Source organism: Shewanella putrefaciens (genome assembly GCF_016406305.1).
Classification (GTDB): Bacteria; Pseudomonadota; Gammaproteobacteria; order Enterobacterales; family Shewanellaceae; genus Shewanella; species Shewanella putrefaciens_C.
The window spans coordinates 2858065-2883144 of the sequence record NZ_CP066369.1 but is presented as its reverse complement, the minus strand read 5'-3'; the positions used below and the strand labels follow the sequence as shown (position 1 = coordinate 2883144).

Annotated in this window: 18 protein-coding genes; 13 read left to right on the top strand and 5 right to left on the bottom strand. The window is 45.3% G+C overall.

The genetic code is table 11. From position 1 onward, the window contains the following. The first annotated feature begins 254 nt into the window (after positions 1 to 254). The 3 genes from fadI to JFT56_RS19945 all read left to right on the top strand — a co-directional run bounded on the left by fadI (position 255) and on the right by JFT56_RS19945 (position 4228). A complete protein-coding gene (gene fadI / locus JFT56_RS12450; protein ID WP_198780410.1) occupies positions 255 to 1565 on the top strand; it encodes an acetyl-CoA C-acyltransferase FadI in 1311 nt (436 codons plus the stop codon). Positions 1566 to 1570: 5 nt separating this feature from the next. After that, positions 1571 to 3697 (top strand): fatty acid oxidation complex subunit alpha FadJ, encoded by a 2127-nt coding sequence (gene fadJ, locus JFT56_RS12445; protein WP_198780409.1) that lies wholly within the window; start codon positions 1571 to 1573, stop codon positions 3695 to 3697. Between the two features lie 330 nt (positions 3698 to 4027). Further along, positions 4028 to 4228: a hypothetical protein gene (locus JFT56_RS19945; protein WP_233095514.1), complete on the top strand. Its 201-nt coding sequence runs from the start codon at positions 4028 to 4030 to the stop codon at positions 4226 to 4228. 287 nt (positions 4229 to 4515) lie between these two features. Here JFT56_RS19945 and JFT56_RS12440 read toward each other — a convergent pair whose 3' ends face one another. From JFT56_RS12440 to JFT56_RS12430, 3 genes are all read right to left on the bottom strand, one after another. Then, entirely contained in the window at positions 4516 to 5022 is a 507-nt protein-coding gene (locus tag JFT56_RS12440) for a hypothetical protein (protein ID WP_198780408.1), read from the bottom strand. Between the two features lie 109 nt (positions 5023 to 5131). Then, positions 5132 to 9391: an EAL domain-containing protein gene (locus JFT56_RS12435; RefSeq protein ID WP_198780407.1), complete on the bottom strand. Its 4260-nt coding sequence runs from the start codon at positions 9389 to 9391 to the stop codon at positions 5132 to 5134. 282 nt (positions 9392 to 9673) lie between these two features. Next, positions 9674 to 12463, bottom strand: a complete 2790-nt coding sequence (locus tag JFT56_RS12430; RefSeq protein WP_198780406.1) for an insulinase family protein — start codon at positions 12461 to 12463, stop codon at positions 9674 to 9676. A 169-nt stretch (positions 12464 to 12632) separates the two neighbouring features. On the opposite strand from JFT56_RS12430, the gene sixA reads away from it, so the two are divergent. Beyond that, entirely contained in the window at positions 12633 to 13103 is a 471-nt protein-coding gene (gene sixA / locus JFT56_RS12425) for a phosphohistidine phosphatase SixA (RefSeq protein WP_198780405.1), read from the top strand. On the opposite strand, the gene smrB is transcribed toward sixA, so the two are convergent. Further along, positions 13100 to 13630, bottom strand: a complete 531-nt coding sequence (smrB, locus tag JFT56_RS12420; protein WP_198780404.1) for an endonuclease SmrB — start codon at positions 13628 to 13630, stop codon at positions 13100 to 13102. The two genes, sixA and smrB, sit on opposite strands and share 4 nt — an antisense overlap. Positions 13631 to 13712: 82 nt before the next feature. Between smrB and prmB the strand changes: the two genes are divergently transcribed. The 6 genes from prmB (at position 13713) to JFT56_RS12390 (ending at position 19298) form a co-directional block, all read left to right on the top strand. Next, on the top strand, positions 13713 to 14657 hold the full coding sequence (prmB, locus tag JFT56_RS12415; protein WP_198780403.1) for a 50S ribosomal protein L3 N(5)-glutamine methyltransferase: 945 nt from the start codon (positions 13713 to 13715) through the stop codon (positions 14655 to 14657). 124 nt (positions 14658 to 14781) lie between these two features. Beyond that, the gene (gene aroC / locus JFT56_RS12410; RefSeq protein WP_198780402.1) at positions 14782 to 15876 is read left to right on the top strand and encodes a chorismate synthase; all 1095 of its coding nucleotides are present in this window, start codon (positions 14782 to 14784) and stop codon (positions 15874 to 15876) included. A gap of 67 nt (positions 15877 to 15943) precedes the next feature. After that, complete coding sequence (locus JFT56_RS12405) at positions 15944 to 17119, top strand: MFS transporter (protein WP_198780401.1); 1176 nt, start codon at positions 15944 to 15946, stop codon at positions 17117 to 17119. A 74-nt stretch (positions 17120 to 17193) separates the two neighbouring features. Further along, positions 17194 to 18327: an ATP-NAD kinase family protein gene (locus JFT56_RS12400; protein WP_198780400.1), complete on the top strand. Its 1134-nt coding sequence runs from the start codon at positions 17194 to 17196 to the stop codon at positions 18325 to 18327. Positions 18328 to 18408: 81 nt separating this feature from the next. Then, positions 18409 to 18693 carry a YfcL family protein gene (locus tag JFT56_RS12395; RefSeq protein ID WP_198780399.1) on the top strand — a complete coding sequence of 95 codons (285 nt, stop codon included), beginning with the start codon at positions 18409 to 18411 and terminating at the stop codon, positions 18691 to 18693. Between the two features lie 5 nt (positions 18694 to 18698). Then, positions 18699 to 19298 carry an RNA methyltransferase gene (locus JFT56_RS12390; protein ID WP_198783565.1) on the top strand — a complete coding sequence of 200 codons (600 nt, stop codon included), beginning with the start codon at positions 18699 to 18701 and terminating at the stop codon, positions 19296 to 19298. On the opposite strand, the gene mnmC is transcribed toward JFT56_RS12390, so the two are convergent. Then, positions 19279 to 21348 carry an FAD-dependent 5-carboxymethylaminomethyl-2-thiouridine(34) oxidoreductase MnmC gene (gene mnmC / locus JFT56_RS12385; RefSeq protein WP_198780398.1) on the bottom strand — a complete coding sequence of 690 codons (2070 nt, stop codon included), beginning with the start codon at positions 21346 to 21348 and terminating at the stop codon, positions 19279 to 19281. The genes JFT56_RS12390 and mnmC overlap by 20 nt on opposite strands. A 137-nt stretch (positions 21349 to 21485) precedes the next feature. Between mnmC and fabB the strand changes: the two genes are divergently transcribed. The 3 genes from fabB (at position 21486) to JFT56_RS12370 (ending at position 25007) form a co-directional block, all read left to right on the top strand. Continuing rightward, positions 21486 to 22697 (top strand): beta-ketoacyl-ACP synthase I, encoded by a 1212-nt coding sequence (gene fabB / locus JFT56_RS12380; RefSeq protein WP_198780397.1) that lies wholly within the window; start codon positions 21486 to 21488, stop codon positions 22695 to 22697. Between the two features lie 160 nt (positions 22698 to 22857). Beyond that, positions 22858 to 23988: a 4-phosphoerythronate dehydrogenase gene (locus tag JFT56_RS12375; RefSeq protein ID WP_198780396.1), complete on the top strand. Its 1131-nt coding sequence runs from the start codon at positions 22858 to 22860 to the stop codon at positions 23986 to 23988. Between the two features lie 2 nt (positions 23989 to 23990). Further along, positions 23991 to 25007 (top strand): aspartate-semialdehyde dehydrogenase, encoded by a 1017-nt coding sequence (locus JFT56_RS12370; RefSeq protein WP_198780395.1) that lies wholly within the window; start codon positions 23991 to 23993, stop codon positions 25005 to 25007. The last annotated feature ends 73 nt before the right edge of the window (positions 25008 to 25080 follow it).

Below are 25080 nucleotides of genomic sequence, written 5' to 3'. Positions count from 1 at the left end.
GTTTTCTTCTGTTGAAAATTCGTGTGTGGGGTATAGACAACCGCTATGGTAAAGAATTCCCTTGGGGTTTGGCTAGTGTTAAAAAAACAAACAGGTGTTTAAAACTTGCTGACAAGAAGTTAGAATCAGATCACACTTTAATGGTCAGACCTGTCATTGAACTTTTTTAGACATAAAAAACAATGGGTCAAACATGGAAATCGATAGCGCCGCCTGAAATCTCTCAGCGATAGCGCACATAAAGAGGGTGACAAATGAGTGATAGACAACAGGTAACCAATGCCAAGGGCGAGCGTATCGCGATAGTTGCGGGTTTAAGAACGCCATTTGCGAAACAAGCCACGGCATTCCACGGCGTATCGGCGCTCGATATGGGTAAAATGGTGGTCAATGAATTATTGGCGCGCTCTGAACTCGATCCTAAGCTGATTGAGCAATTAGTGTATGGACAAGTGGTGCAAATGCCTGCGGCGCCAAACATCGCCCGTGAAATCGTACTCGGTACTGGCATGAATGTGTCGACCGATGCCTATAGTGTCACTCGCGCCTGTGCGACTAGCTTCCAATCTGCCGTCAACGTGGCCGAATCTATCATGACAGGCAATATCGACATCGGTATTGCGGGCGGCGCCGACTCTTCCTCTGTATTGCCAATCGGAGTGTCGAAAAAATTAGCCCATGCGTTAGTCGATTTGAATAAAGCCCGCACGTTTGGCCAAAAATTACAAATTTTCCGCCGTTTAGGCATTAAAGATTTATTGCCTGTACCGCCTGCGGTCGCCGAGTACTCAACGGGCTTGTCTATGGGACAAACCGCCGAGCAGATGGCAAAAACCTACAATATTAGCCGCGCCGATCAAGATGCTTTAGCGCACCGCTCGCACACCTTAGCGAGTGAAACTTGGGCTTCTGGCCATTTGCGTGACGAAGTGATGGTTGCCCATGTGCCGCCCTATAAGCAGTTTATCGATCGCGATAACAATATCCGCGAAAACTCTGTACTGGAGTCATACGCTAAGTTGCGCCCAGCATTCGACAAACAACATGGTACTGTGACGGCGGCCAACAGTACGCCACTGACGGACGGTGCGTCGGCAATTATCCTGATGAGTGAAGGTCGGGCCAAAGCCTTAGGTTATCAACCAATTGGCTACATTAAGAGCTACGCTTTTAGCGCCATTGATGTGTGGCAAGATATGCTGATGGGGCCATCCTACGCGACGCCATTGGCGCTGAAGCGTGCTGGAATGGAGCTAGAAGATCTTACCCTGATTGAAATGCATGAAGCCTTTGCGGCGCAGACATTAGCGAATATGCAGATGTTTGCGTCGAAAAAATTTGCCGAAGAAAAACTCGGCCGCAACCGCGCGATTGGCGAAATCGATATGAGTAAGTTTAACGTGCTTGGCGGCTCGCTCGCCTATGGTCATCCTTTTGCGGCAACGGGAACCCGTTTAATCACCCAAGTGTGTCGTGAGCTTAAGCGCCGTGGTGGTGGAACTGGCTTAACGACGGCCTGTGCGGCCGGTGGTTTGGGCGTGGCTATGATAGTGGAAGTGGAGTAATCGGCATGGAAAAGACCTTTAATTTAACCCGCCGCGACGACGGCATTGCCATCTTGACTATGGATGTTCCTGGCGAAACCATGAACACCCTAAAAGCGCAGTTTGGCCCTGAAATCAGTGAAATTCTGGCCGAGATCAAAAGTGATTCGAGCATTCGCGGTTTAGTGCTGATCTCGGGCAAAAAAGATTCTTTTGTCGCGGGCGCAGATATTTCTATGCTCGATGCCTGTAAAACGGCGGGCGATGCCAAAGCCTTATCCCAGCAAGGCCATGTGGTTTTTAATGAGTTAGAAGCCTTAAAAATTCCTGTGGTTGCGGCAATCCACGGTGCCTGTTTAGGTGGTGGTTTAGAGTTAGCCTTAGCCTGCCATCAAAGGGTATGTAGCGACGATGGCAAGACTATGCTCGGCGTACCGGAAGTTCAACTTGGTTTATTGCCCGGTGGTGGCGGCACTCAACGTCTGCCTCGTTTAGTCGGCATTACCACCGCCTTAGATATGATGCTCACCGGTAAACAAATCCGTCCTAAACAAGCCTTGAAAATGGGCTTAGTGAATGATGTTGTGCCGCAGACCATTTTACTGCAAACCGCAGTTGAGATGGCGCTTGCAGGTAAACGTGCACCGAAACCTGTTAAAAAGTCACTGGTTAATCGAGTGCTTGAAGGCACGAGCTTTGGCCGTAACATTATTTTCGATCAAGCGACTAAACAAGTCGAAAAGAAAACCCAAGGTAATTATCCAGCACCAGCCAAGATTATTGACTGCGTGCGTCAAGGGATTGCGAAGGGGATGCAAAAAGGGCTAGAAGTCGAAGCGAGTCACTTTGCTGAATTAGTGGTATCGAAAGAGTCTGAAGCGCTGCGCAGCATTTTCTTCGCCACCACAGAAATGAAGAAAGAAACCGGCGCTGAGGGTGCTACGCCGCGTAAAGTGAAGAAAGCGGTGATCTTAGGTGGTGGTTTAATGGGTGGCGGTATCGCCTCTGTCACGACGACCAAGGCTAAAATTCCCGTTCGCGTAAAAGACATCAGCGAAAAGGGCTTAAGCAATGCTTTATCTTATGCCTATAAGTTGTTAGATAAAGGGGTAAAGCGCCGCCATATGACGCCCGCCGCCCGTGACAATTTAATGGCGCTGATGACCACAACCACTGAGTATAAAGGCGTTAAAGATGCCGACATCGTTGTGGAAGCGGTATTTGAAGACTTAGCGCTTAAGCATCAAATGGTGAAAGACATTGAGCGTGAGTGTGGTGAGCACACTATTTTTGCGTCAAACACCTCATCTTTGCCGATTAGCCAAATCGCCGAGGCGGCGACACGTCCTGAAAATGTGATTGGTCTGCATTATTTCTCGCCAGTGGAAAAAATGCCGCTAGTGGAAGTGATTGCCCATGCTAAAACGTCGCCAGAAACCATTGCGACTACTGTCGCATTTGCCCGTAAACAAGGTAAAACACCGATAGTGGTGCAGGATGGTGCGGGTTTCTACGTGAACCGTATTCTGGCTCTGTATATGAATGAGGCCGCGCAATTACTACTCGAAGGCCAAAGTGTTGAGCATTTGGATAAAGCTTTAGTGAAATTTGGCTTCCCTGTGGGCCCCATTACTTTGCTTGACGAAGTAGGAATCGACGTGGGCGCAAAAATTTCACCGATCCTTGAGAAAGAATTGGGTGAACGTTTTAAAGCGCCAGCCGCATTCGACAAGCTTTTGGCAGACGATCGTAAAGGCCGCAAAAATGGCAAAGGCTTTTATCAATACGGCCAAAAAGACTCTAGCAAGAAAGCGAAAGTCGTCGATGAGAGCGTTTATGGCGTGTTAGGCATTAAGCCTAGCACCAATAAAGACGTAAAAGCACTTGCCGAGCGTTGTGTTGTACAAATGCTCAATGAAGCGGTGCGTTGTTTAGATCAAGGCATTATCGCATCGCCAAGAGACGGTGATATTGGCGCTATTTTCGGTATTGGCTTCCCGCCATTCCTCGGTGGACCATTTCACTATATTGACACTTTGGGCGCCGCGAATTTAGTGCGAATTCTTGAAGGTTATCAAAGTCAATTCGGTGACAGATTTGAGCCCTGTGAGCGCTTAAAAGTGATGGCGCAAGAGAATAAGCGTTTTTTCTAAGCTATTTGTTTTCAGTCCGCTCTCATTGAATTGAACAAAAAAACGGCAGTTGATTGCCGTTTTTTTATTGCCACAAGGCATGTTTTTGCCTAAAAAGTGTTCACAACAGGGGCGGATATCTTGTATCATCCGTGCCCTCGAATGGAAACTGCTAACGCTAACTGTTTTGCTCTTAGTGAGGGACTTTACTGAGTGCTGTGCACATAACTGATTTCGCCATTTGAGTGGGATTACAAAAAAGGGCTATGGACAGTGAGTGCGTGAGCTCTTTTTGATAAGGGATGATATTTCCTAACGATATGATTCTATTTGTTTCTAAAGGGGTTATTTGTGGTTTTGCTGATCGTTTTACTTGCATTTATCTCGGCTTGGTATTTTGGCTTGGCAGCATTTACCGCAGGTCTTTCAGTTAAGTATTGGGCGATAGTGGGGTTTATATTAGGCCCTTTGGCTTTTCCGCTCTTTACTGCCCATAGTCACTTGGCACTGAGGAAGATACGTTGTCAGAAAGAGTGGATGTTAGCGTTTTGATTTATAAGTATTTATAGATTTTTATAACTTGATCTCGGTATTTAAAAACTAAAGGGAGCTATGCTCCCTTTATTGTTTTCTAAGCTGCGCTAGCTTAATTTCAGTCAGCAGTATCAGCTAACTGATTATCACAGGTGGGGGAATTTAGTTCCACCAACCCTTTGCAGAAATCACTTCGAGGTGATTTAGACCTTCAGGTAATTTAACTTTTTTACGCGCTGGCTTAGATAAACCGAGTGCTTTTTTGATTGAATTTAGCATAGTCATTCTCCTTAGCCTGATTAATGTTATGCAACTTCAGAGTTAATGAATTTAACGTAAGGATGTCCTGCAATTTCAATAGGTTTGAACTTGACGTATGGATGTCCAGCAATTTCAAAGGGCTTGAACTTGACGTATGGATGTCCAGCAATTTCAAAGGGCTTGAACTTGACGTATGGATGTCCAGCAATTTCAAAGGGCTTGAATTTGACGTATGGATGCCCAGCAATTTCAAAGGGCTTGAACTTGACGTATGGATGTCCAGCAATTTCAAAGGGCTTGAACTTGACGTATGGATGCCCAGCAATTTCAAAGGGCTTGAATTTAACGTATGGATGCCCAGCAATTTCGAAGGGTCTGAATTTAACGTAAGGATGGCCAGCAAGTTCAAGAGGAGTTAACTCCGTAGCTGGTTTTGCATTAACAGCCAGAGTCTTTAATTCTAAATTTGTATTATGTTCAAGTGCTAAGCTATTCGCTACAAAACCAATAGAAGACAGTAATGCAGCAGCGGTTAATATTCCTTTAATCATGTCCATTCTCTCTCAGGTAGTTGATATTGATTTATTATTGACACTGAGATAACTAATGCATCTGTTGTGCCAATGTTTTGAAATCGCAACCCAATTGAGATGAATATGATTAAGTTATGTTGATTTTAGTGTTTGATTTTGCCATGTCCTGTTGAAGTAACAGGGTAAACTCAGTCTCTTTTATCGCTTTGCTGAAAATGTAACCTTGAATTTCTTCACAGTTGAGTGCACGTAAAATATTTAACTGTGCGGTTTGTTCTACGCCTTCTCCCACCACAGAAAGTCCCATATTGTGGGCAATGGTAATGATAGAGTCGACCATCTTTAAATCGCGGTCCGACTTATCTATATCATCAACAAAGGCTTTATCTATTTTGAGGGTATGAATAGGAAAGCGTTTTAAATAGGATAGTGATGAGTAACCCGTTCCAAAATCATCTAAAGCGAGGCTCACTCCCATTTTGGCAAGTTGTTGCATAACGATAATGGCTTTTTCTGGTTGTTTAATAACAGTACCTTCGGTTATTTCTAATTCAAGGTGGCATGCAGGTAACTGAGTTAGTCTTAAAATTGACTCTATTCGTTGCTGAATATCGGGTAGGGCAAACTGACGTGACGATAAATTGACGGCGACTCTACCATTGAACAGACCTTGCTCCCGCCATTTCTGGGCGGCGAAACAAGCTTTGCGTAACACAATCTCGCCAATTTCTACAATTAATCCATTTTCTTCCGCGAGAGGAATAAAATCATTAGGCGGAATTAAGCCGTGCGTTGGATGATTTAATCTTACAAGCGCTTCCATGCCAGCAACACGGCCGCGCTTCAGATCAACCTTAGGTTGATAGTAAACTTCAAATAGGTCTTCTTTTAATCCTTCTCGTATCAGATTTTCAATTTCTAGTTGTCGAATCGCATGCTGATTTAATGACTCAGAATAAAATTGATAGCAATTGCCGCCAGCTGATTTTGCATGGTACATGGCAATATCCGCTTTTCTGAGCAATGCTTGCTCATTTTGCTCATCCTCAGGGTAAAGTACGATACCTATGCTGAGTCCTAAGACTAATTGTTCATGATTAATATCAAAAGCGGTCTTAAAAGCTTCTATGACTCTTCCTGCCATTACCGCACTGGCGCTAATATCCGAATCCTTATCTAGTACTATGGCAAATTCATCTCCTCCAAGGCGGTAAATACTGGTGTTTCTTGGGAGTGATGATTTGATTCTTACCGACACTAATTTGAGTAATTGATCTCCAATTTGATGTCCTAAGGAGTCATTAATACGTTTGAAATTGTCTAAATCTAATACCATTAGGGTGTGGGATATTTCTTTATTCACCAAGTTACTTAGGGTGACTTGTAAGTTTGAGCGATTAGGTAGCCCCGTAAGAAGGTCATTGTTGGTTAATTTTCTGAGTTCTTCTTCCTGCTGCTTACGTCGAGATATATCAGAAAAAACACCTACGTAGTGTGAAAGTTCACCAAGCTCATCATAAATAGCATCTATGGTGAGTTCCATATGAAAATGGCTCTTATCTCCTCTGGCAGCTTCTACTTCGTTAGCCCAGCGGCCTTGCTGTTTAAGCATAGTTCGAATTTGAATCGAAAATGACTCTGGATACAAATCAAAAGTTAATAAATTGCCAATAAATTCTGAGCGGTTTCGTAACGAGATTTTACAACAGGCTTCATTGACTTCGACAAAACGATATTCACTGTCGAGAATAAACATGCCTTCTGAAATGTTTTCAATTGCTTTTTCGAATAATTTTAGCTGTTCTTCTTTTTGCTTAAACTGGCTAATATTTTTAATGGTTCCTGTCATTCGCAGGGCGTTATCTTTGTCATCACGCTCCACAATCTTAGCGCGGTCTAAAATCCAAACCCAATTATCATCTTTACCCTTTACCCTATATGCCGCTTCAAAATGGTCTGTTTCACCGTAAAAATGTTTATTGAGAGCCTCTCTAACACGCTCTTGATCCATAGGATGGATATTACTCTCTTCATCCGATTTACCCGAACGGTGGCCATCGCGTGGGAATTCTAATGCTCCCCAGATATTGGAGCGAAAAATATTGCCTGTTTCTATATCCCAGTCCCACATCTCATCGCCGCTTCCCCATAGGGAAAGTTTTAATCGCTCTTCACTCAGAGCTATTTGTCTTTGGGTTTCTCTACGGCGTAAAATTGCTTTTGCAATGATGAATAAAATAAATATTGAAATTACTATATATATGATTTTTGCTTGATATGATGACCACCAGGGAGGTGTTATAATTATATCTAATTCTTTTGTTACTGCTTTCTCACCGGAAAGGGAATTAACTGCATATACTTGAAAAGTGTACTTCCCTGGTGATAGGTTTGTATATGTAGCCGAGTTTGTTCCATTCGCAGATATCCATGTGTCTGAAAGGCCGAACATTCTATAGTAGTAATTGGTTGAAGCATCATCTGACATAGGTGATATAAAGTTAAAAGAAAATGGATAGTCAGAATATTTTAGTGATATTTCAGTTGAGGCTGAAATTGATTGTTTTAAATATTTGCTATCTTGATTCTGAACTATATTGAATACTAGAAAGTCAGATATTTCAGTTTTATTTTTATTGTTTCTTTTTATATAATTAATTACTTCCTCAGGAAGTACCAAACTAATCCCATTAAGTCCTGCGAGTAGTATATGTCCATTTACATCAAGTCCATTTGGTGAGTTATACTCGTATTGGCTGCCATTTGCTGTTCTTAATGTGTAAGAAGCTTTAGTTTTCTTCTCAAAAATAATGACTTCGCTTAATGAAGATGCCGTTATGTAATTGTCACTGTTAACAATGGAATAGATCTCCTTGTTATTGGATAGTATCTCTGAAATACTATTGTCTTGTTTATTATACGACATTAATGATGTCGATGTTCCGAAATATATTCCGTTGTCGTTCTTTTCGATGCTATAGGTTATTTCGTTGCTTAAATTTTTTAGATGTCCACTTTCATACTTTGCTAATCCACCTTGGCCTGCTATATATAATAATTCACTTGATTCTAATTCTATATCAAAAATAGGGTCGTTATTTTTAGTGTCAATAAGGTTGGTAACTTCTCCATTGTTAATGATTAAGATTTTTCCATTTGGTGTTCCTGCAGCTATTGTAAGGCCTTGAGGATCTATAGATAATGATGATATAGTTTTTTTGCTAATTAGTTTTACGGAATCGCTTGATTTTAAGTATAACCCATCACTTGTTCCAAAATAGAGTCCGTCATCATTTAGTACTGAGTATTTATATCCTTTTGCTTTAGTGTCGAAACTTTCAATTAAATTAAAGCTGTTGTCAAAAAGGTTTATTTTTTCAGATTCTGATGAAACTAAAAAGCCTCTGGTGTTTTTGGTCAGGTGCCAAGTGTTCTCTGTTGCTAAATTAGTTTGTTGGACTAGATTGTTTACTTTTTTTATAACGCTAAAACCATTGTCAATGCTACCTAATATAAAAATATCTTCTGTTGCCATAAATGTAGATATATTGTCGGTGTGAGCAAGGGGGATATTCCCGATAATAATATTGCTGGAGATATCGATTATACTTTCACCAGTAAAACCATAAATATTGTTTTTATATTTTAAAAGTTGAGAGAAAACGCGATGGTCAATTTTTTTAATTTTATCGTTGTTATATTCATATAGCCCATCACTTAATGATATAAGTAGGGAATTATCATTACTTTCCTCAAAATCAATTGTTTTGCGTGTTATTTCTTTTAGCTCACCGTTGGTGAGTTTAAATAATGTACCAGCGTAGTCTTTTATGTAGTAGTTATCGTTTACTTTGATTGCCTTTTTTATTTCACTTAACCCTTTTTGTGAAAGTTCGTAGACCTGTTCTTTGCTATTTATATCTATGATCGCTTTGTTTGTTCCTACTACTACACTGTTTTTATTAGAGTTGAGGCTCCATATAGGTGATTTTTGTACCGAAACACCATAAGGAGTAAATGTTTCTTGGAGTTTATTATATATGACTAAACCATTATCAGTTCCTATATATAAAACACCTTGGTCATCAATTAATAAACTTCTAATAAAAGAACTAGGTAGACTATTTTTGGTATCATTAGCATAAAAATGCTTAAAACTTTTTCCATCAAATCGGTTTAGCCCGTTGAATGTCCCTATCCAAATATAGCCATCGTGATCTTGAACTATAGATGTCACAGTGCTCTGCGAGAGTCCTTGCGGAACACCAAAAGATTGTGATTGTAGGATAATTGGAGATTTATCTGAAAAGGGGAACGCGCTTACATTTTCGAATGCACTAATGCATAAAACGACGAGTAAGACGATTTTCAAGAGTGCTTTAGGCATAGTGTTTGTTCTTTTTATCCGGTGATGCCATGAAACAATTGTGTTACACCACTTTTCCAGAAAGTGACGGATTTGTCAAAACTGAGATTGTAAAAAATCCTTTTAATAGCATGTAGATGGTGCAAAGTTGTGCTGTTCCAATGTAAGAATAGAGCATCTAAGCGTGTTTTGCATCGCGTTTACGACTCAGAGTGAAAGATACTGCTGTATAATCACTCTGGGATAGGGATTTTGGTTGTTCACTGTAAATTGTGTTCTAGCACATTTATTTATATTCAACGCTTAAAAATTAAACTTGTCGGCATTTTGTTTGAACGATTTGAGATCGGTGATCATTTTATCTGAGGCTAGTGCTGCCTGTGTCCTATGTTGTTCACCCGTGCTAAATAGCACTAAGCGGTCACTGTGTTTTGTGCGCATTTTACGCATCATAAATTTGATTAAATCTGGGCGAGTGAGCTTAGTGATTTCTGCTACGACTAATTCTCTTTGGTTAAATTGATAATCCCGATTACCCACGCTGACCCAATATCGTTGGCTACGAGTCTTTAAGTTGGCATCGTGTTCCATTACTTGGTTTATCAGGCCGAGTTTTGTACTTTCCCATTCCTCATTGGTAATTTGCATTACGGCGTAGTTAAAGTCGGCAATAAACTCGTCGATGGCCTCTAATAAATGTAGTGGCCCAGTTGTGGGTGACTGAATATAGAAAATAAGCCCAGGATGACGATTGAGTGGCAAATACCCTGTGCCGACCATGTAGCCTAATTGCTTTTCTGTACGCAGCTCATGGAAGAAAGTAGAGGACATAGTATGATTAAGTAAGCTGAACAGTGCCATTTTTTCGGGCGTTGCAGTGGCCGATTGGTAATACACTATAATTGCGCTGTCTTGGTGATCTATCGCAAGTTCTCTAAGCAGGGTGCCTTGACCCGTTAGATTGACTAATTCCCTTGTGGATTCGGCACTCGGTGTCGAGACTAGGGATAAAATATGTTCTAGGCGTTTGCCGAGTGCTTGGGCTTCGGAGACTAACCAGTCCCCATAGACTAATCCTTCAAGATAGATCTTCTCGTAGAAAGCACGCACGTGGTTATGCAAATCTTCTAGGGTGATGTTTTCTAACTCTTGTGCCATGCGCGCAGGTTCATAACTGCGCTTTTGCAGCGTAACTGTTAGGCTGGTGAATAATTGTGAAATGGGTTTAGCCTGCGCGAGGTTCTGCCAACTGCGAAGTAATTGGGATTTTATTAAGGCAAAGCGCTCTTCGGTAAAGTTACGTTCCCTTGCTTTTTGGATAAGCAAGGCTAATAGGGTTTCTTGATTACCCGTAAAGCCCGATAAATGCAGGGTTATCCCGCCTTGGTGTGGGTAAATATTGTAGCTTAACCCCGCAACCTCGGCTTGATAAGTGGGTTCGGTTAGATAGTCGAGCAACATTTCAACATATAAGCGGGTCAGGGCAGCATGTCTTGGGGTTTTACTCGCCTGTTCTGAATCCAGTGATAAATACATATGGCCTTTGGGCACATTAAATTCATCATCTTTCTTATGCCAAATTCGGTATCCAACTGATTCTGCGACTATTACAGGTACGTCAACATCGCTTTTATCGGGGCGAGCAATCGAGTCAGCGACGATAAAAGGATTGGGTGTAGGTAATTGTAACTCGGGGCGAATATGCTTAACTTGCCATCCTTCGAGGGATTCTGGTGTAATCGGCCGGATTTTGTAAGGAGTGTGATACCAGCTGGCGATATGATCCGTCGTCACCGATTGGGCAATAAGCTGCAGACGCATGTTTTGGGGCGTCATCAATTCGAGTAGCTCAATAGTTTCAGGGACATCTAACCCATCCATACGATAATCGCCGAAGACTAAGTCCTCGACTTCATAGTGATGCATATTGATGCTGAGATGGCTGGCTAAATCAAGGGATTTAACTTGCTCTTGGTAACGAAATGCCATTTTGAGCAGGTTCGCGCGCTCTAAATAACGCCACTCATCTAAACCTTGGATTTTGATGAGTTCAATATATTCGAAACAACTGCAAATAATGTCATCGAGATTAGCCAGTCCCTTATCGGTTAACTGCAAGCCAATACTGTAATCTTTGAAGTTGTAGCCGTTAACACCGCCTCCCGCAGACAAGTTATTCACTAGCCCCTGATCTTTAAGATAGGAAAGTAAACTGCCTTTACTCTCATTGCCTAAAATATGGCTGATATAAGTCAACGGCTTACGTTTATAGTAGTGGTCAATCCCCGGGAAATTAAAGCTGATGTTTAAACGCTTTTGTTCTTTCAGTGGAATTATATCAACTTGTTTTAGCAGTTCTTTTTCTGAAAAAAGCGGCACTTGAGGATAGTTTTTCACTAAATTTAAGTTGCGGATCCCGCTAAAGTAATGACTTGCTAAGTCCTGTAATTCATCTAGGGAAAGCGGCGCGACTAAACACAGTGTCATTAAGTTGGCGCTGTAATGGCTCTGGTAGAAGTCGAGTAGTTCGCTGCGTACCTGTGCCTGTTCTCCACCTAAGGTCTCTAAATTACCCACGGAAAATTTCGAGAAAGGGTGCAGCGGATTAACCGTCTCTTTCAGTACTTGATAGGTGCGACGTATATCATCCTTCAGCTTTAAACTAAATTCCGATTCAATGGCTTGTCGCTCCCTATCGACTAACTCTAGGTCAAACTTAGGCGCGATAAAAAATTGACTAAACCTGTCTAAAGAATCGGCAAACACGTCCGAATTGATCGTAAAAAAGAAGTTAGTGTGTTCAGTACCCGTCCAAGCGTTATTGCTGCCGCCATGTTGGTTAATAAAAGCGTGATACTCGCCAGAATCGGGGAATTTCTCGGTACCAAGGAAGAGCATATGCTCTAAAAAATGTGCCATTCCAGGTCTATCCACAGGATCATCGAAATGACCCACACCGACAGCCATAGATGCAGCCGCTTGACTCGCATCTTGATCTTCAACCAATAACACTCTTAGTGCGTTATCTAATACAAGATAACGGTACTGGCGGTGATCGTTTGGACTTTTATAAATGGACTGAGAGGCTTGCAATGAGACACTCCGATAACGATAGCTTGTTATATATTGATAGTCTTAATGGTTTTTAGCAAATATCTCTTGTGTTTATCGACTAAAGATTAAGTCTTACATGGTTTGTTGAAATGAATTTTAGGGCTACAATTGGGATAAAACAAAAACAAGTGTGAGTAGCGAGAGAAGTATGCAGCTATTTTTGATGCGACACGGTGACGCTGGATTTAATGCTCAGTCCGATAGGGACAGAACTCTCACCGATTTAGGAAGACACCATACTGTATTTATGAGTAATTGGCTGGCTCGCAGCATCAGTGATTTTGACCTTGTTTTGGTGAGCCCTTACTTACGTGCGCAGCAAACATGGCAGGAATTGAGTCAGCATTTTCCTGAACCGCGTAAGTGGTTAGTGTTGGATGATCTTGTGCCCTCTGGTGATCCCGCCAATGTCGCCGCATTAGTGGTTGCCTACGCTGAATTGTATAAAGCAGATTCAGTGCTGATTATTTCCCATATGCCACTGCTCGGCTATTTAGTGAGCGAGTTAGTCGCAGGCGTGGAGCCGCCGTTATTTGCCACCTCGGGCATTACCCTTATCGATAAGCATGCCGAGCAAGCTTCAATTGTGTGGCAGCATGCTCCCCATAGCATTAGTTAGCGTCTATGGGGTTGTTCGCCAATATCAATCAAGACTAAAAGCGCGGCATCGCCCCCCCATTCTTTCGGGGCCTGATGGAAGGCTTTTACCATAGGATGCTGCACTAGCCACATGGGGACTTGTTGCTTCAAAATACCGCTGCCGTAACCGTGCATAACACAACAACACAGACTCTGTTGCTTAACGCAGGCTTGGATCAGCGCCGCTAACTCAAGTTTGGCTTCCGACTGGCGATAGCCATGCAAATCTAGCAGCAAATCTGGCTGGTAATCCCCACGTCTTAGGCGTTTTAACTCTAGGCTATCCACGCCATCATCTAACCAACGCATCGGGCCTTGTACTGGCAATAACGGTTGATAAGTATCTGAGAAATAACTGTTAGCATGCAGTTGCTGCTCTTTCAGTGCTATTTCTTGTTTGGTTTTTAAGGGCGTGCGAAAGTGCCGCTTATCTTGAGTGATAGGTTTGATCCCATCGATAAGCGCTGAGAACATCGCTAAGCCTTCTTGGTCATCGTCTTTATTCATGGGCGGGTATTCTATTGAATCCTATGGTTTCTGAATAGAGTTCAGTTACAATGTTTGCCGAACAAACTAGCGGGAGCACGTTTTGGATAAGATCTTTGTAGATGAAGCTGTGACAGAATTACGCACTATTGGCGATATGTTACGTTGGGCTGTAAGCCGTTTTAACGACGCTAATCTGTACTATGGTCATGGGACTGACAATGCGTGGGATGAAGCTATTGCTTTAGTTTTCCATGCCTTACACTTACCCGAAGAAATCGGCCAGCAGGTGATCCTGAGCAATTTAACCAGTAGCGAAAAACATAAAATCGTTGAACTGATTATTCGCCGTGTCAGGGAGCGCTTACCCGTGCCTTACCTGACCAACAAAGCCCGTTTCGCAGGGCTTGAGTTTTATGTCGATGAGCGCGTATTAGTACCGCGTTCGCCGATTGCCGAAATGATCGCCAATCGTTTTAGCCCTTGGTTATATAACAAACCCGTGACGCGAATTTTAGATTTATGCACGGGCAGCGGTTGTATCGCTATTGCCTGCGCCTATGAATTTGAAGAGGCCGAAGTGGACGCACTGGATATCAGTGAAGATGCCTTAGATGTGGCGCAGATCAACATTGAAACCTTAGGGGTTATGGACCGCGTATTTCCGATGCAATCGGATCTATTCTCAGCCATTCCCGAAGGCCCACAGTACGATTTGATTGTCTCAAACCCACCCTATGTGGATGCTGAAGATATTGGCGACATGCCGGATGAATATCACCATGAACCCGCTATTGGCTTAGCCTCTGGGCCCGATGGCTTAGATTTGACTAAACGTATTCTCGCCAATGCTGCGCAGTACTTAACACCGACAGGCATTCTAGTGGTGGAGGTGGGGAACTCTATGGTGCATTTGGTCGAGCAATTCTCCGAAGTGCCATTTACTTGGGTGAATTTCGAAAATGGGGGTGATGGGGTGTTTGTATTGACCCGTGACCAACTGCTCGAACATCAGTCGATCTTCGCTATTTATCGCGACGCGCAATAGCCTAAGATAGCAAATTAGGTTGAGTCTTTTCCCGCTGCCAGTTAGGCTTGCAGCGGGAAAATAAATTGTCTAGCACTCGCTGGACACGGAGCGATGAACTAATAACCTAAGGTGTATAAAGCGGATGTCTGGAAACAGTATTGGTCAAAATTTTGTAGTGACGACGTTTGGTGAGAGTCACGGTGTTGCACTGGGTTGCATTATTGATGGTTGCCCGCCAGGGCTTGAATTGACCGAAGCCGATATGCAGCACGATTTAGACCGCCGCCGGCCAGGGACATCCCGCTATACCACGGCCCGCCGTGAGAGCGACGAAGTGCGGATTTTATCCGGCGTTTTCGAAGGTAAGACCACGGGCACCTCGATTGGACTCTTGATCGAAAATACCGATCAACGCAGTCAAGATTACTCAAATATCAAAGACTTATTTCGACCTGGGCACGCAGATTATACCTACCAACAAAAGTACGGTATGCGCGATTACCGTGGTGGTGGCCGCTCGTCAGCCCGTGAAACCGCGATGCGTGTGGCGGCGGGTGCGGTGGCGAAAAAGTATTTAAAGCAGGTCCATGGGATTGAGATTTATGGGTATATGTCCCAGCTCGGCCCCATTTGCGCCGACAGCATTGATCTTAGCCAGATAGAACAAAACGCGTTCTTTTTCCCCGATGCCAGCAAGCTTGAGGCTTTGGATGAATACATGCGTGAGCTGAAAAAGTCCGGTGATTCCATTGGCGCTAAAATCTCCGTTGTGGCCACTGGCGTTCCCGTCGGTTTAGGTGAACCCGTATTTGATAGACTCGATGCCGATATCGCCCACGCTCTAATGGGCATTAATGCCGTTAAAGGCGTTGAAATTGGTGATGGTTTTGGCGTGGTAACGCAAAAGGGCTCCGAGGGCCGTGACTTAATGTCGCCATTGGGGTTTGAATCCAACCATGCGGGTGGTGTGCTCGGTGGCATTTCCTCAGGTCAGCCGATTATTGCCCATATTGCATTAAAACCCACATCAAGCATCAGCGTGCCGGGCCAAAGTATGACGGCGCAGGGTGAAATGGCCGAAGTCGTCACTAAGGGGCGCCACGATCCTTGCGTTGGGATCCGCGCGGTACCGATTGCCGAAGCTATGCTGGCCATTGTGCTGATGGATCACTTACTAAGACACAGAGCGCAAAATCAAGGTGTTTGTAGCCACACGCCCGTGCTTGGTATGCGATAAGTGGTATGAGATAGGCGGCATACAATCATGAATTCGATGTGTGGCATGAGATAAATGGAATGCGTTAATGTCAACTCCCTCTAGCACAAGCCGGCAATTGCGCTGGCTTTGTGCCTGTTATTTTTTCTTCTTTTCGATTCTCGGCACTATGATCCCCTATCTTGGGGTCTTTTTCGAGAATCGCGGTTTTAATCCCCAAGAGATTGGTTTTTTACTCGCTATTCTGATGGCAACCCGCATCGTTGCACCGAATGTGTGGGCCAAGGTGGCTGATCGCACTGGCATGCGCGCCGAATTGATTAAGATGGGGGCATTCGCTGCCGCACTGGCCTATTTAAGTTTCTTTTACCATGGCGGTTTTGTGTATATGGCCCTGAGCTTGGCCTTATACACTTTCTTTTGGAACGCAATCCTCGCCCAGCTTGAGGTGATCACCTTAGAAACCTTAGGCGAAAATGCCAGTCGTTATGGTCAAATTCGCAGTTTTGGCAGCATAGGTTATATCTGCCTTGTTGTTGGTGCGGGATTTGCGATTGGGCAGTGGGGCACCGAAGTTTTACCTTATATCGGCTTGGTGTTATTTACCGGAATGCTGCTTAGCGCTTTGCCGCTGCCCGCCAATCGGGCGGTGCGTCCTGCAGGGCAGGAGCGACTGCCCCTTAAATGGACTAAGCCAATTGTGTGGTTCATGATTTCCGCCATGTTGCTTCAGATGAGCGCAGGGCCTTTCTACGGCTTCTTCGTCTTGTATTTAAAGCAAGCGGGTTACTCGGAATCCTCGGCGGGGATATTTGTTGCCCTTGGTGCTATGGCCGAAATTGTGATGTTTATGTTTGCACCGCGTTTGCTGGGACGATATGGCGTTAATACTCTACTCATTGTCAGTATTGCCATGACGGCGGCGCGTTGGTTATTGGTGGCCTTTGGCGTCGAGAGCTTATTGTTACTGGGTTTAAGTCAGGTATTACATGCCTTTACCTTTGGTCTGACCCACGCGGCATCGATTCAATTTGTGCACCGGCATTTTGATGCGAGCCATCGAAGCCAAGGCCAAGCCCTGTATGCCAGCTTAAGTTTTGGGGTTGGCGGCGCGCTCGGCACTTGGATTTGCGGCTATATTTGGGGCGATGGTAGCGGGGCAGTTTGGTCTTGGGTGTTCGCCGCCGTGTGTGCTTTTGCGGCTATGCTGGCGGTATTTTTTATTCCTAGGGATAAACCAGATGCCAATCTTCAAACTGCCTAATTCCTCGCTGGCATAACTATCTTTGTAAAACAACAGTGTATAACAACAATCCGATTGAGCTTAGAGAGGTAAAGGTGGTTCGGTTTCGTTTAGGATTAGTGATTAATCCTTTGGCTGGCTTAGGCGGCAGTGTCGGTCTTAAGGGCAGCGACGGTGTTGCAGAGCAAGCACTCGCATTAGGCGCTGAACCCAAAGCCCCTTTGCGCATGAGGCAGGCCCTTGAAGTCATTAAAGATTATGCCGATGAGATTGAAGTGATCACCGCCTCGGGTGTGATGGGCGAGGATGTCGCTAAAACGCTCGGTTTTACTACGCGCGTGGTGTATCAAACCCCCGATAAAACCCAGGCGTTGGATACTCAAGCCGTGGTGCGCACACTGCTGGATGAGCCGCTGGATTTATTGCTCTTTGCCGGCGGTGATGGTACGGCCCGGGATATTTATTCAGTATTTGAACAAGCCACTATCGACGATAAACTCCCCGTACTCGGTGTGCCCGCGGGCGTGAAAATCCATTCTGGCGTTTATGGTATTACGCCCCATGCCTCTGGCATGGTGGTTAAAATGTTACTCGATGGTGAATTGGTGAGTTTGATGTCCGCCGATGTGATGGATATCGACGAAGTGGCCTTTCGCCAAGGCACAGTGCGCGCTAAACGCTTTGGCGAACTCTTAGTCCCCGCCGAGCCGCGTTATGTGCAAGCGGTGAAGATGGGCGGCAGGGAAGTCGATGAGTTAGTGCTGGCCGATATCGCCGCCGATGTGATCAATCAAATGGACGATGCGCTTTATATTATGGGCTCTGGCAGTACGGTTGCCTTTGTGATGGAAGAGTTGGGGCTGGATAATACGCTATTAGGTGTTGATCTTATTCAAGATAAAAATCTAGTCGCCTCAGACTTAAGTGCAAAACAGTTACTCGAACTCACCCAAGATAAGCAGGCCAAATTGGTGATTACCTTGATTGGCGGCCAGGGTCATATCCTTGGGCGCGGTAATCAACAACTGTCACCGGAGCTTATTCGGCGCATCGGAAAAGACAATATTATTATCCTCGCCACTAAAACTAAGCTAAAAGCACTTGAAGGACGCCCGTTAATTGTGGATAGTGGCGACCCTAAATTGGATAGCGAGTTGTGCGGCTATTACAAAGTGACCACAGGTTACCATGATTATGTGATGTATCAGGTGGCGAACCCTGATCTATAGACACGTAATGATATTCCCATGTGCCCTTGATTGAGTGGCAATGGTTTACCTATTGAGTATTTTAGTGGAGAGTTTGACCCCATGTTAGAGCATTATGAAGACGCATTAGAGCAGTGGATTGCAACGGTTGTCAGCCACGGTGATGACGACGCTTTATTTGCCTGTGGCTATTTGCAGGGCCATGTGGCGGTAGTGTTATCACAACTCGAAGCGCTGGGTGAAACCTCACTCGATGCGCTGATGCTAAAAATGACCGATTGCTTAGCCCTCGCGCGCCAAGAGCTAAACGATGCGGATTTCGCTTTGGTTGAGCAGGCATGGTCACAGTTGCAGGCGAATATTGTCAGCCAGTTGGCGACAGCTTAAAGCCAATGCCAACTTCAGCACTTTCCCCGCAGGCGATGGGCGATACGGCGCATAGTAGCAGCGCTGTGTATATTGGCTTAGTTAACCCCAAAACGCCTATTAACGTGGGCGGCATTATGCGCGCCTCGGGTTGCTATGGTGTCGATGGGGTGTTTTATACCGGCAGACGTTATGAATTAGCGGCCCGTTCGGGTCCCTTGCAATATAACGCCGATACTAAGAATGCCGGTGAGCGTATTCCACTCACGGGCGTTGCTTCATTATTAGCCGCCATCCCAGCGGACACTCAGCTTATTTGTGTGGATTTAGTGGTTGGCGCCACACCGCTGCCGGATTTTGTCCATCCTCCTAAAGCTTTTTATGTGTTTGGTCCCGAGGATGGCACTATTGGCCAAGAGATTATCGATAAAGCCGATGCGGTAGTGTATGTACCCACAGTGGGCTGTATGAATCTGGCCGCCTCAGTCAATGTGTTGTTATACGACAGATTGGCGAAATCCCACCGCGGGGCGCCAGATCTGCTACCCAGTGAGAGTGGGGATGCGCTAATACGCCAAAGCCGCGATAACAATAATCGCACTCGAGTTAAAGCGCCTTCCCTTTGAGTAACTTACGTAACCACATGCGATTTGGATTGAGTTTGCACAGGGTTTGCCAATCCAAAGGGATTGGTTCACCGCACAGCTGAGCGGCAAGGCATTCGGCGGCAAGCGGCCCAGAGCTTAAACCCCGTGAACCTAATCCGCCGAGTATAAAAAGCCCTGGTAGCACAGGCGCTGGCGTGGTTTGCCAATAGCGACCGCTGTCTTTTGTGAGCTGATGTTGTTCATAATCCTTAAGGATTTTAGATACATCTGGCGCGCAGCCTAGCATAGGGAAATGATCCCGCGTCACCATTCGCACGCCAACCCGGGCACTGTTGCCACTGATATTGATATCCTCGAGCCAGTCTTGTTGAGGATAACTCTCGTGCATTTTGGCGAGGTTTTCTTGCTGTTCCAGCGGGCAAAAATCTAAATGCTTAGGTTCTTTAACGTAACTCGCGCCAAGGCAGTGCAGTCCTTGGTGACTCGGCGTGAGATAACCATTCGCGCACAGCACAGTCGCCAATTGACTCAGTTGGAACTGGGCGGGCACATGGCTCACTTGACCGCGAAAGGGGCTGATCTGTAATCTATGGCTGGCATCGAACTGGGTGAGCTCTGCGCCATTGGCGAGCACAAGTTGGCTAAAAGGGCCAAACCGATGTTTCGCGGCGATTAAATACCAACCCTCACTTTGATGCTCAATTTCAAGGATCTCAGTCTCCAAATGGAGTTTGCCCTCGGTAAGCTGCTGCGCTTTTTGTAGTGCGGCTTTGGCATACTCGAAGGGGCAAACCCAGCCGCCCAGTGGATAGAAAAAACCTGATTTATCAATGCCAATATTGGCGATGCGATTGGCTTCATCGGCATCTACGCTATAGGCTATCTCCCTTGGCCATGCTTGGCTGTGGATTATTTTATCGAGCCTTTGTTGGCTGCGATCATCATGCCCTGTCTGCAGTACACCGCAAAAATCATGGGAAATAGGCGTTTGATTTTCGCAGGGGGAGTTTGTGAGCGATTGCACACGACGGCGACTAAATAAAAAAGCCTGTTGGAAGAAGCGGCTTAGCTCATCATTTTCTGGAGTGAGTAGCGGATAAATCGCCCCTTGACGGTTGCCCGAAGCGCCTTGCCCTAACTCGCTGTCCTTGCAAAACAGCTCATAGGTTTGTCCTCGCTCGGCGAATGAGAGGGCTAAATGAGCCGATGCGAGTCCACCACCAATAATGGCGATGGGTGACGTTGGATTTGCAATAGACTTAGGTAAGGACTTAGATAAGGGATTAGATAAGGGATTAAAAGCATAGGCGTTATCCATCTTCTGGCGCAGAACGCGACGTTCATGTAGTAGGATTTCATCCCTAGAGGCTGGCGGGATAAATGGCTCCACCACACAAGCCGATGGCGTTTGCGTTAAGTTTTGTATCCCAAAACCGCAGGCGGTGATGGCCTGTTGAGTCTGCTCATTTAACTCAACACTCAAAATGTTGGCATTGTCTGCGCTTAAGCGCGCCATTTGCCAAAGGTGAGCCTTAGCTAACTGTTGTTGTAGATGGGGCAAGACCAGCCAGTGCTCAATAGGATGTGATAAGCAATGGGGCAGGTTACTGAGTTGGTCTGTTATATCGCCAAAATGCAGGTCTAAGGTTATTTGAGCGTCATCAAAGATTAATCTCTGGCAGCCTACAATGCGAGCGGGCTGGGCATGGATGATCGCTTCGGCAATAGGGATTAAATGCGGCCGTGTAATTAAGCTTTGCGATTGATCCCAAAGTGATTTAAGTTCGTACGCATTGATGGGATGAGGTTCAAACACTTTGATAAGCAGGCGGCGGTGATGTTTTTCTCGCCACCCATGGATGACAGAAAGCAGTTCGAGTCCATTACCAAGGCCAATTTGTCCTAATACGAGCAATTTTTGCTGGGATTGGCTGACACACCAATCCTGCAGTTGATGGTTCAACTTGCTTAGATAGTGCTCATTGGCGGGGGTTGCTGCGGGATAAAGGTTGATTAATTGCTGGTAATCGCGCTTAATTTGGTTAGGTTTATCGGGCTGCACGGTCAAAGAAATATACTCTCGGTCTCATAATGGGCATTATTTTACTCGCCTTTATGGAAAGCTGACCACTTAATTGAGCCAAAACAGATACTATTGGCGCAGCAAAAGTAGGTACTGACATGTACACAATGGATAGCAATAAAATGAAAAGAGTCGTGATCACCGGAATGGGTGTTGTTTCAAGTATCGGTAATAACAAGCAAGAAGTGACCGAGTCACTTAAAGCGGGCCGCAGTGGTATTACGCATTCCGCTCAATTTGAAGAAATGCAACTTCGCAGTCACGTGTGGGGCAATATCAAGTTAAACCCAGCTGAGCATATCGATCGTAAGGCTCTGCGTTTTATGGGCGATGCAGCTGCCTATGCTTACATTGCGATGCAGGAAGCCATTAACGATGCTCACTTGACTGAAGAGCAGTATTCCGATCCGCGCGTAGGTTTGATTGTCGGTACTGGCGGTGCATCATCGTCTAACCAAGTGCAATCTGCCGACACGCTGCGTGAAAAAGGTGTTAAACGTGTAGGTCCGTATATTGTGCCGCGTATTATGTCGAGCACGGCCAGCGCTTGTTTAGCCACGCCATTTAAAATTAAAGGCATGAACTATTCTATCAGTTCAGCCTGTGCGACCAGTGCCCACTGTATCGGTCACGCCGTAGAACTTATCCAAATGGGTAAGCAAGACATGGTGTTTGCCGGTGGCGCTGAAGAAGTGGATTGGACGCTGACCATGGGCTTCGACGCTATGGGCGCGCTATCAACTAAGTACAATGCCACGCCAGAAAAGGCCTCTCGTACCTATGATGCGGACCGTGATGGTTTTGTGATCTCCGGTGGCGGCGGTATTTTAGTGGTTGAAGAGTTAGAACATGCTCTGGCTCGCGGCGCAAAAATTTACGCTGAAGTGATTGGTTATGGCGCGTCTTCAGACGGTTATGACATGGTGGCGCCATCGGGTGAAGGCGCTGTGCGTTGTATGCAAATGGCGATGGCCGATGTCGATACCCCAATTGATTACATCAACACTCACGGCACTTCAACGCCAGTGGGTGACGTGCGTGAATTAGAAGCGCTGCGTGAAGTCTTTAAAGACAAGTGCCCACCGATTGCATCGACTAAGTCTATGACGGGTCATGCATTAGGCGCCGCAGGCGTCCATGAAGCGATTTACAGCTTAATCATGATGGAAAACAGCTTTATTGCCCCAAGCATCAATATCGATAATCTCGATGAAGCCGCGAAGGATATGCCAATCGTGCGTGAATACCGCGATGCAGAGCTGAACACTGTGATGAGCAACAGCTTCGGTTTTGGCGGCACTAACGCCACCTTAGTGATGCGTAAGTACAAATAAGTTTGTCGACCAAACGCGATAGAAGGGAAGCTTAGGCTTCCCTTTTTTATGGACGATTTTCACGAACCTGTTGCATCGACAAGGATTTATCCCATTAGTCTTGTTAGAATAGCGCGCATCTTGATGCCTTCCATTCCCACTTTTATCAGATCGGGTGCCCATGAAAATTCTAGTCGATGAAAATATGCCCTATGTCGAACCGCTATTTGGCGATCTCGGGGAAATCATTCCTGTTAATGGTCGCACGTTAAGCGCGGAGCAAGTGCGTGATGCCGATGTGCTGTTAGTGCGCTCGGTCACCCAAGTGAATGCCGAGCTGCTTTCCACTAATCAGCAACTGAAGTTTGTTGGCAGTGCCACTATCGGTACGGATCATGTGGATTTAGCCTATCTGGCCGAGCGTCATATTCCCTTTTCCAACGCGCCGGGTTGTAATGCCATTGCCGTGGGGGAATTTGCCTTTATCGCCATGCTCGAGCTTGCTGAGCGTTTTGATTCCCCACTTAAGGGCAAAGTCGTTGGGATAGTCGGTGCGGGCAATACCGGATCTGCCACCGCCAAATGCCTCGAAGCCTACGGTGTCAAAGTGTTACTTAACGATCCCATCAAAGCGGCAGAGGGTGATCCACGCAATTTTGTGAGTTTAGACACTATCATGGCCCAGGCAGATATTATCAGTTTGCATGTGCCAATCACGCGCACAGGTGAATATAAGACGCTGCACCTATTCGATGAGTCTCGGTTAACGTCCCTCAAACCTAATACTTGGCTACTCAATTGCTGCCGCGGTGATGTAATTGATAATAAAGCACTTATCAAAGTTAAACGCCAGCGTGATGATCTCAAACTGGTGCTCGATGTCTGGGAGGGTGAGCCACATCCTATGCCTGAACTAGTATCATTGGCCGAATTTGTCACACCGCACATTGCAGGTTACAGCTTAGAAGGCAAGGCGCGCGGCACTTTTATGCTTTACCAAGCACTTTGCCAACAATTGCAAATTCCGGCCACGAAAAGCCTCACAGCATTATTGCCCGCTTTTAATATTAAGGGCGTTGAACTGGCTGTTATACCGAATGAAAAAGCGTTATTACAGCTTGCGCGCTTTGTTTATGATTTACGCGACGATGATAGAGTGTTCCGCAATAGCTTTTTAAATGCCAATGGCTTTGACACTATGAGAAAAAATCACCGTCATAGACGCGAATTTAGTGCATTGGCGCTGGCTTATGACAGCCAACTTGAGGTAGATTGGTTGTCCAATTTAGGTTTTTCAGGAGTCGGTCAGTAGCTATGTCACAGGAATTTAATGTTGTCGTTTTAGGTGCATCGGGCGCAGTGGGTCAAACTATGATTGAGATCCTCGAAGAGCGTAATTTCCCGGTTGCCAATTTGTACCCTTTAGCCAGTAGCCGCAGCGCCGGTGAAACGGTCAGCTTCCATGGCAAACAAATTACCATTCTGGACGTAGAGACCTTCGATTGGACCCAAGCCCAGATTGGTTTCTTCTCCGCCGGTGGTGATGTTTCTGCTAAGTGGGCCCCAATTGCCGCTGAAGCAGGTTGTGTGGTGATAGATAACACCTCACATTTTAGATATGACATTGATATTCCTTTGGTTGTACCCGAAGTGAATCCCCATGCCATCGCGGATTTTCGCAACCGTAATATCATTGCTAACCCTAATTGCTCAACCATCCAGATGCTGGTGGCATTAAAGCCGATTTATGACGCCTATGGTATTAGCCGTATTAACGTCGCGACCTATCAGTCTGTCTCTGGTACGGGTAAAAAAGCCATTGAAGAGTTAGCGCATCAGTGCACTAAACTGCTGCAAGGTTTACCGGCCGAAGCCGAAGTATATCCTAAGCAAATCGCTTTTAACGTGTTGCCGCAAATCGATAAATTTATGGATAACGGTTACACCAAAGAAGAAATGAAAATGGTGTGGGAAACCCAGAAGATTTTCGGTGATGATGATATTCTCGTCAATGCGACGGCTGTGCGTGTGCCGGTGTTCTATGGGCATTCCGAAGCCGTGCATATTGAAACTCGCCAACCCGTCGATGCAGAAGATATTAAAGCTTTGCTGCGTCAAGCCGAAGGAGTGGTATTGTTTGAGTCCGATGAAGACTATCCAACCGCAGTGACCCACGCGGCAGGAACCGATCCTGTTTATGTTGGTCGAGTGCGTAAGGATATTTCCCATTCCCATGGAATTAATCTGTGGGTCGTGTCGGACAACATTCGTAAGGGCGCAGCGTTAAACAGTGTGCAAATTGCCGAGATTTTAGTGAGAGATTACTACTAAGTCTTAAGGTGCATTCTCTGCCCATTGAAAAAGCCTGCTGCCAGCAGGCTTTTTTTGTTTTACACTTGTGAAC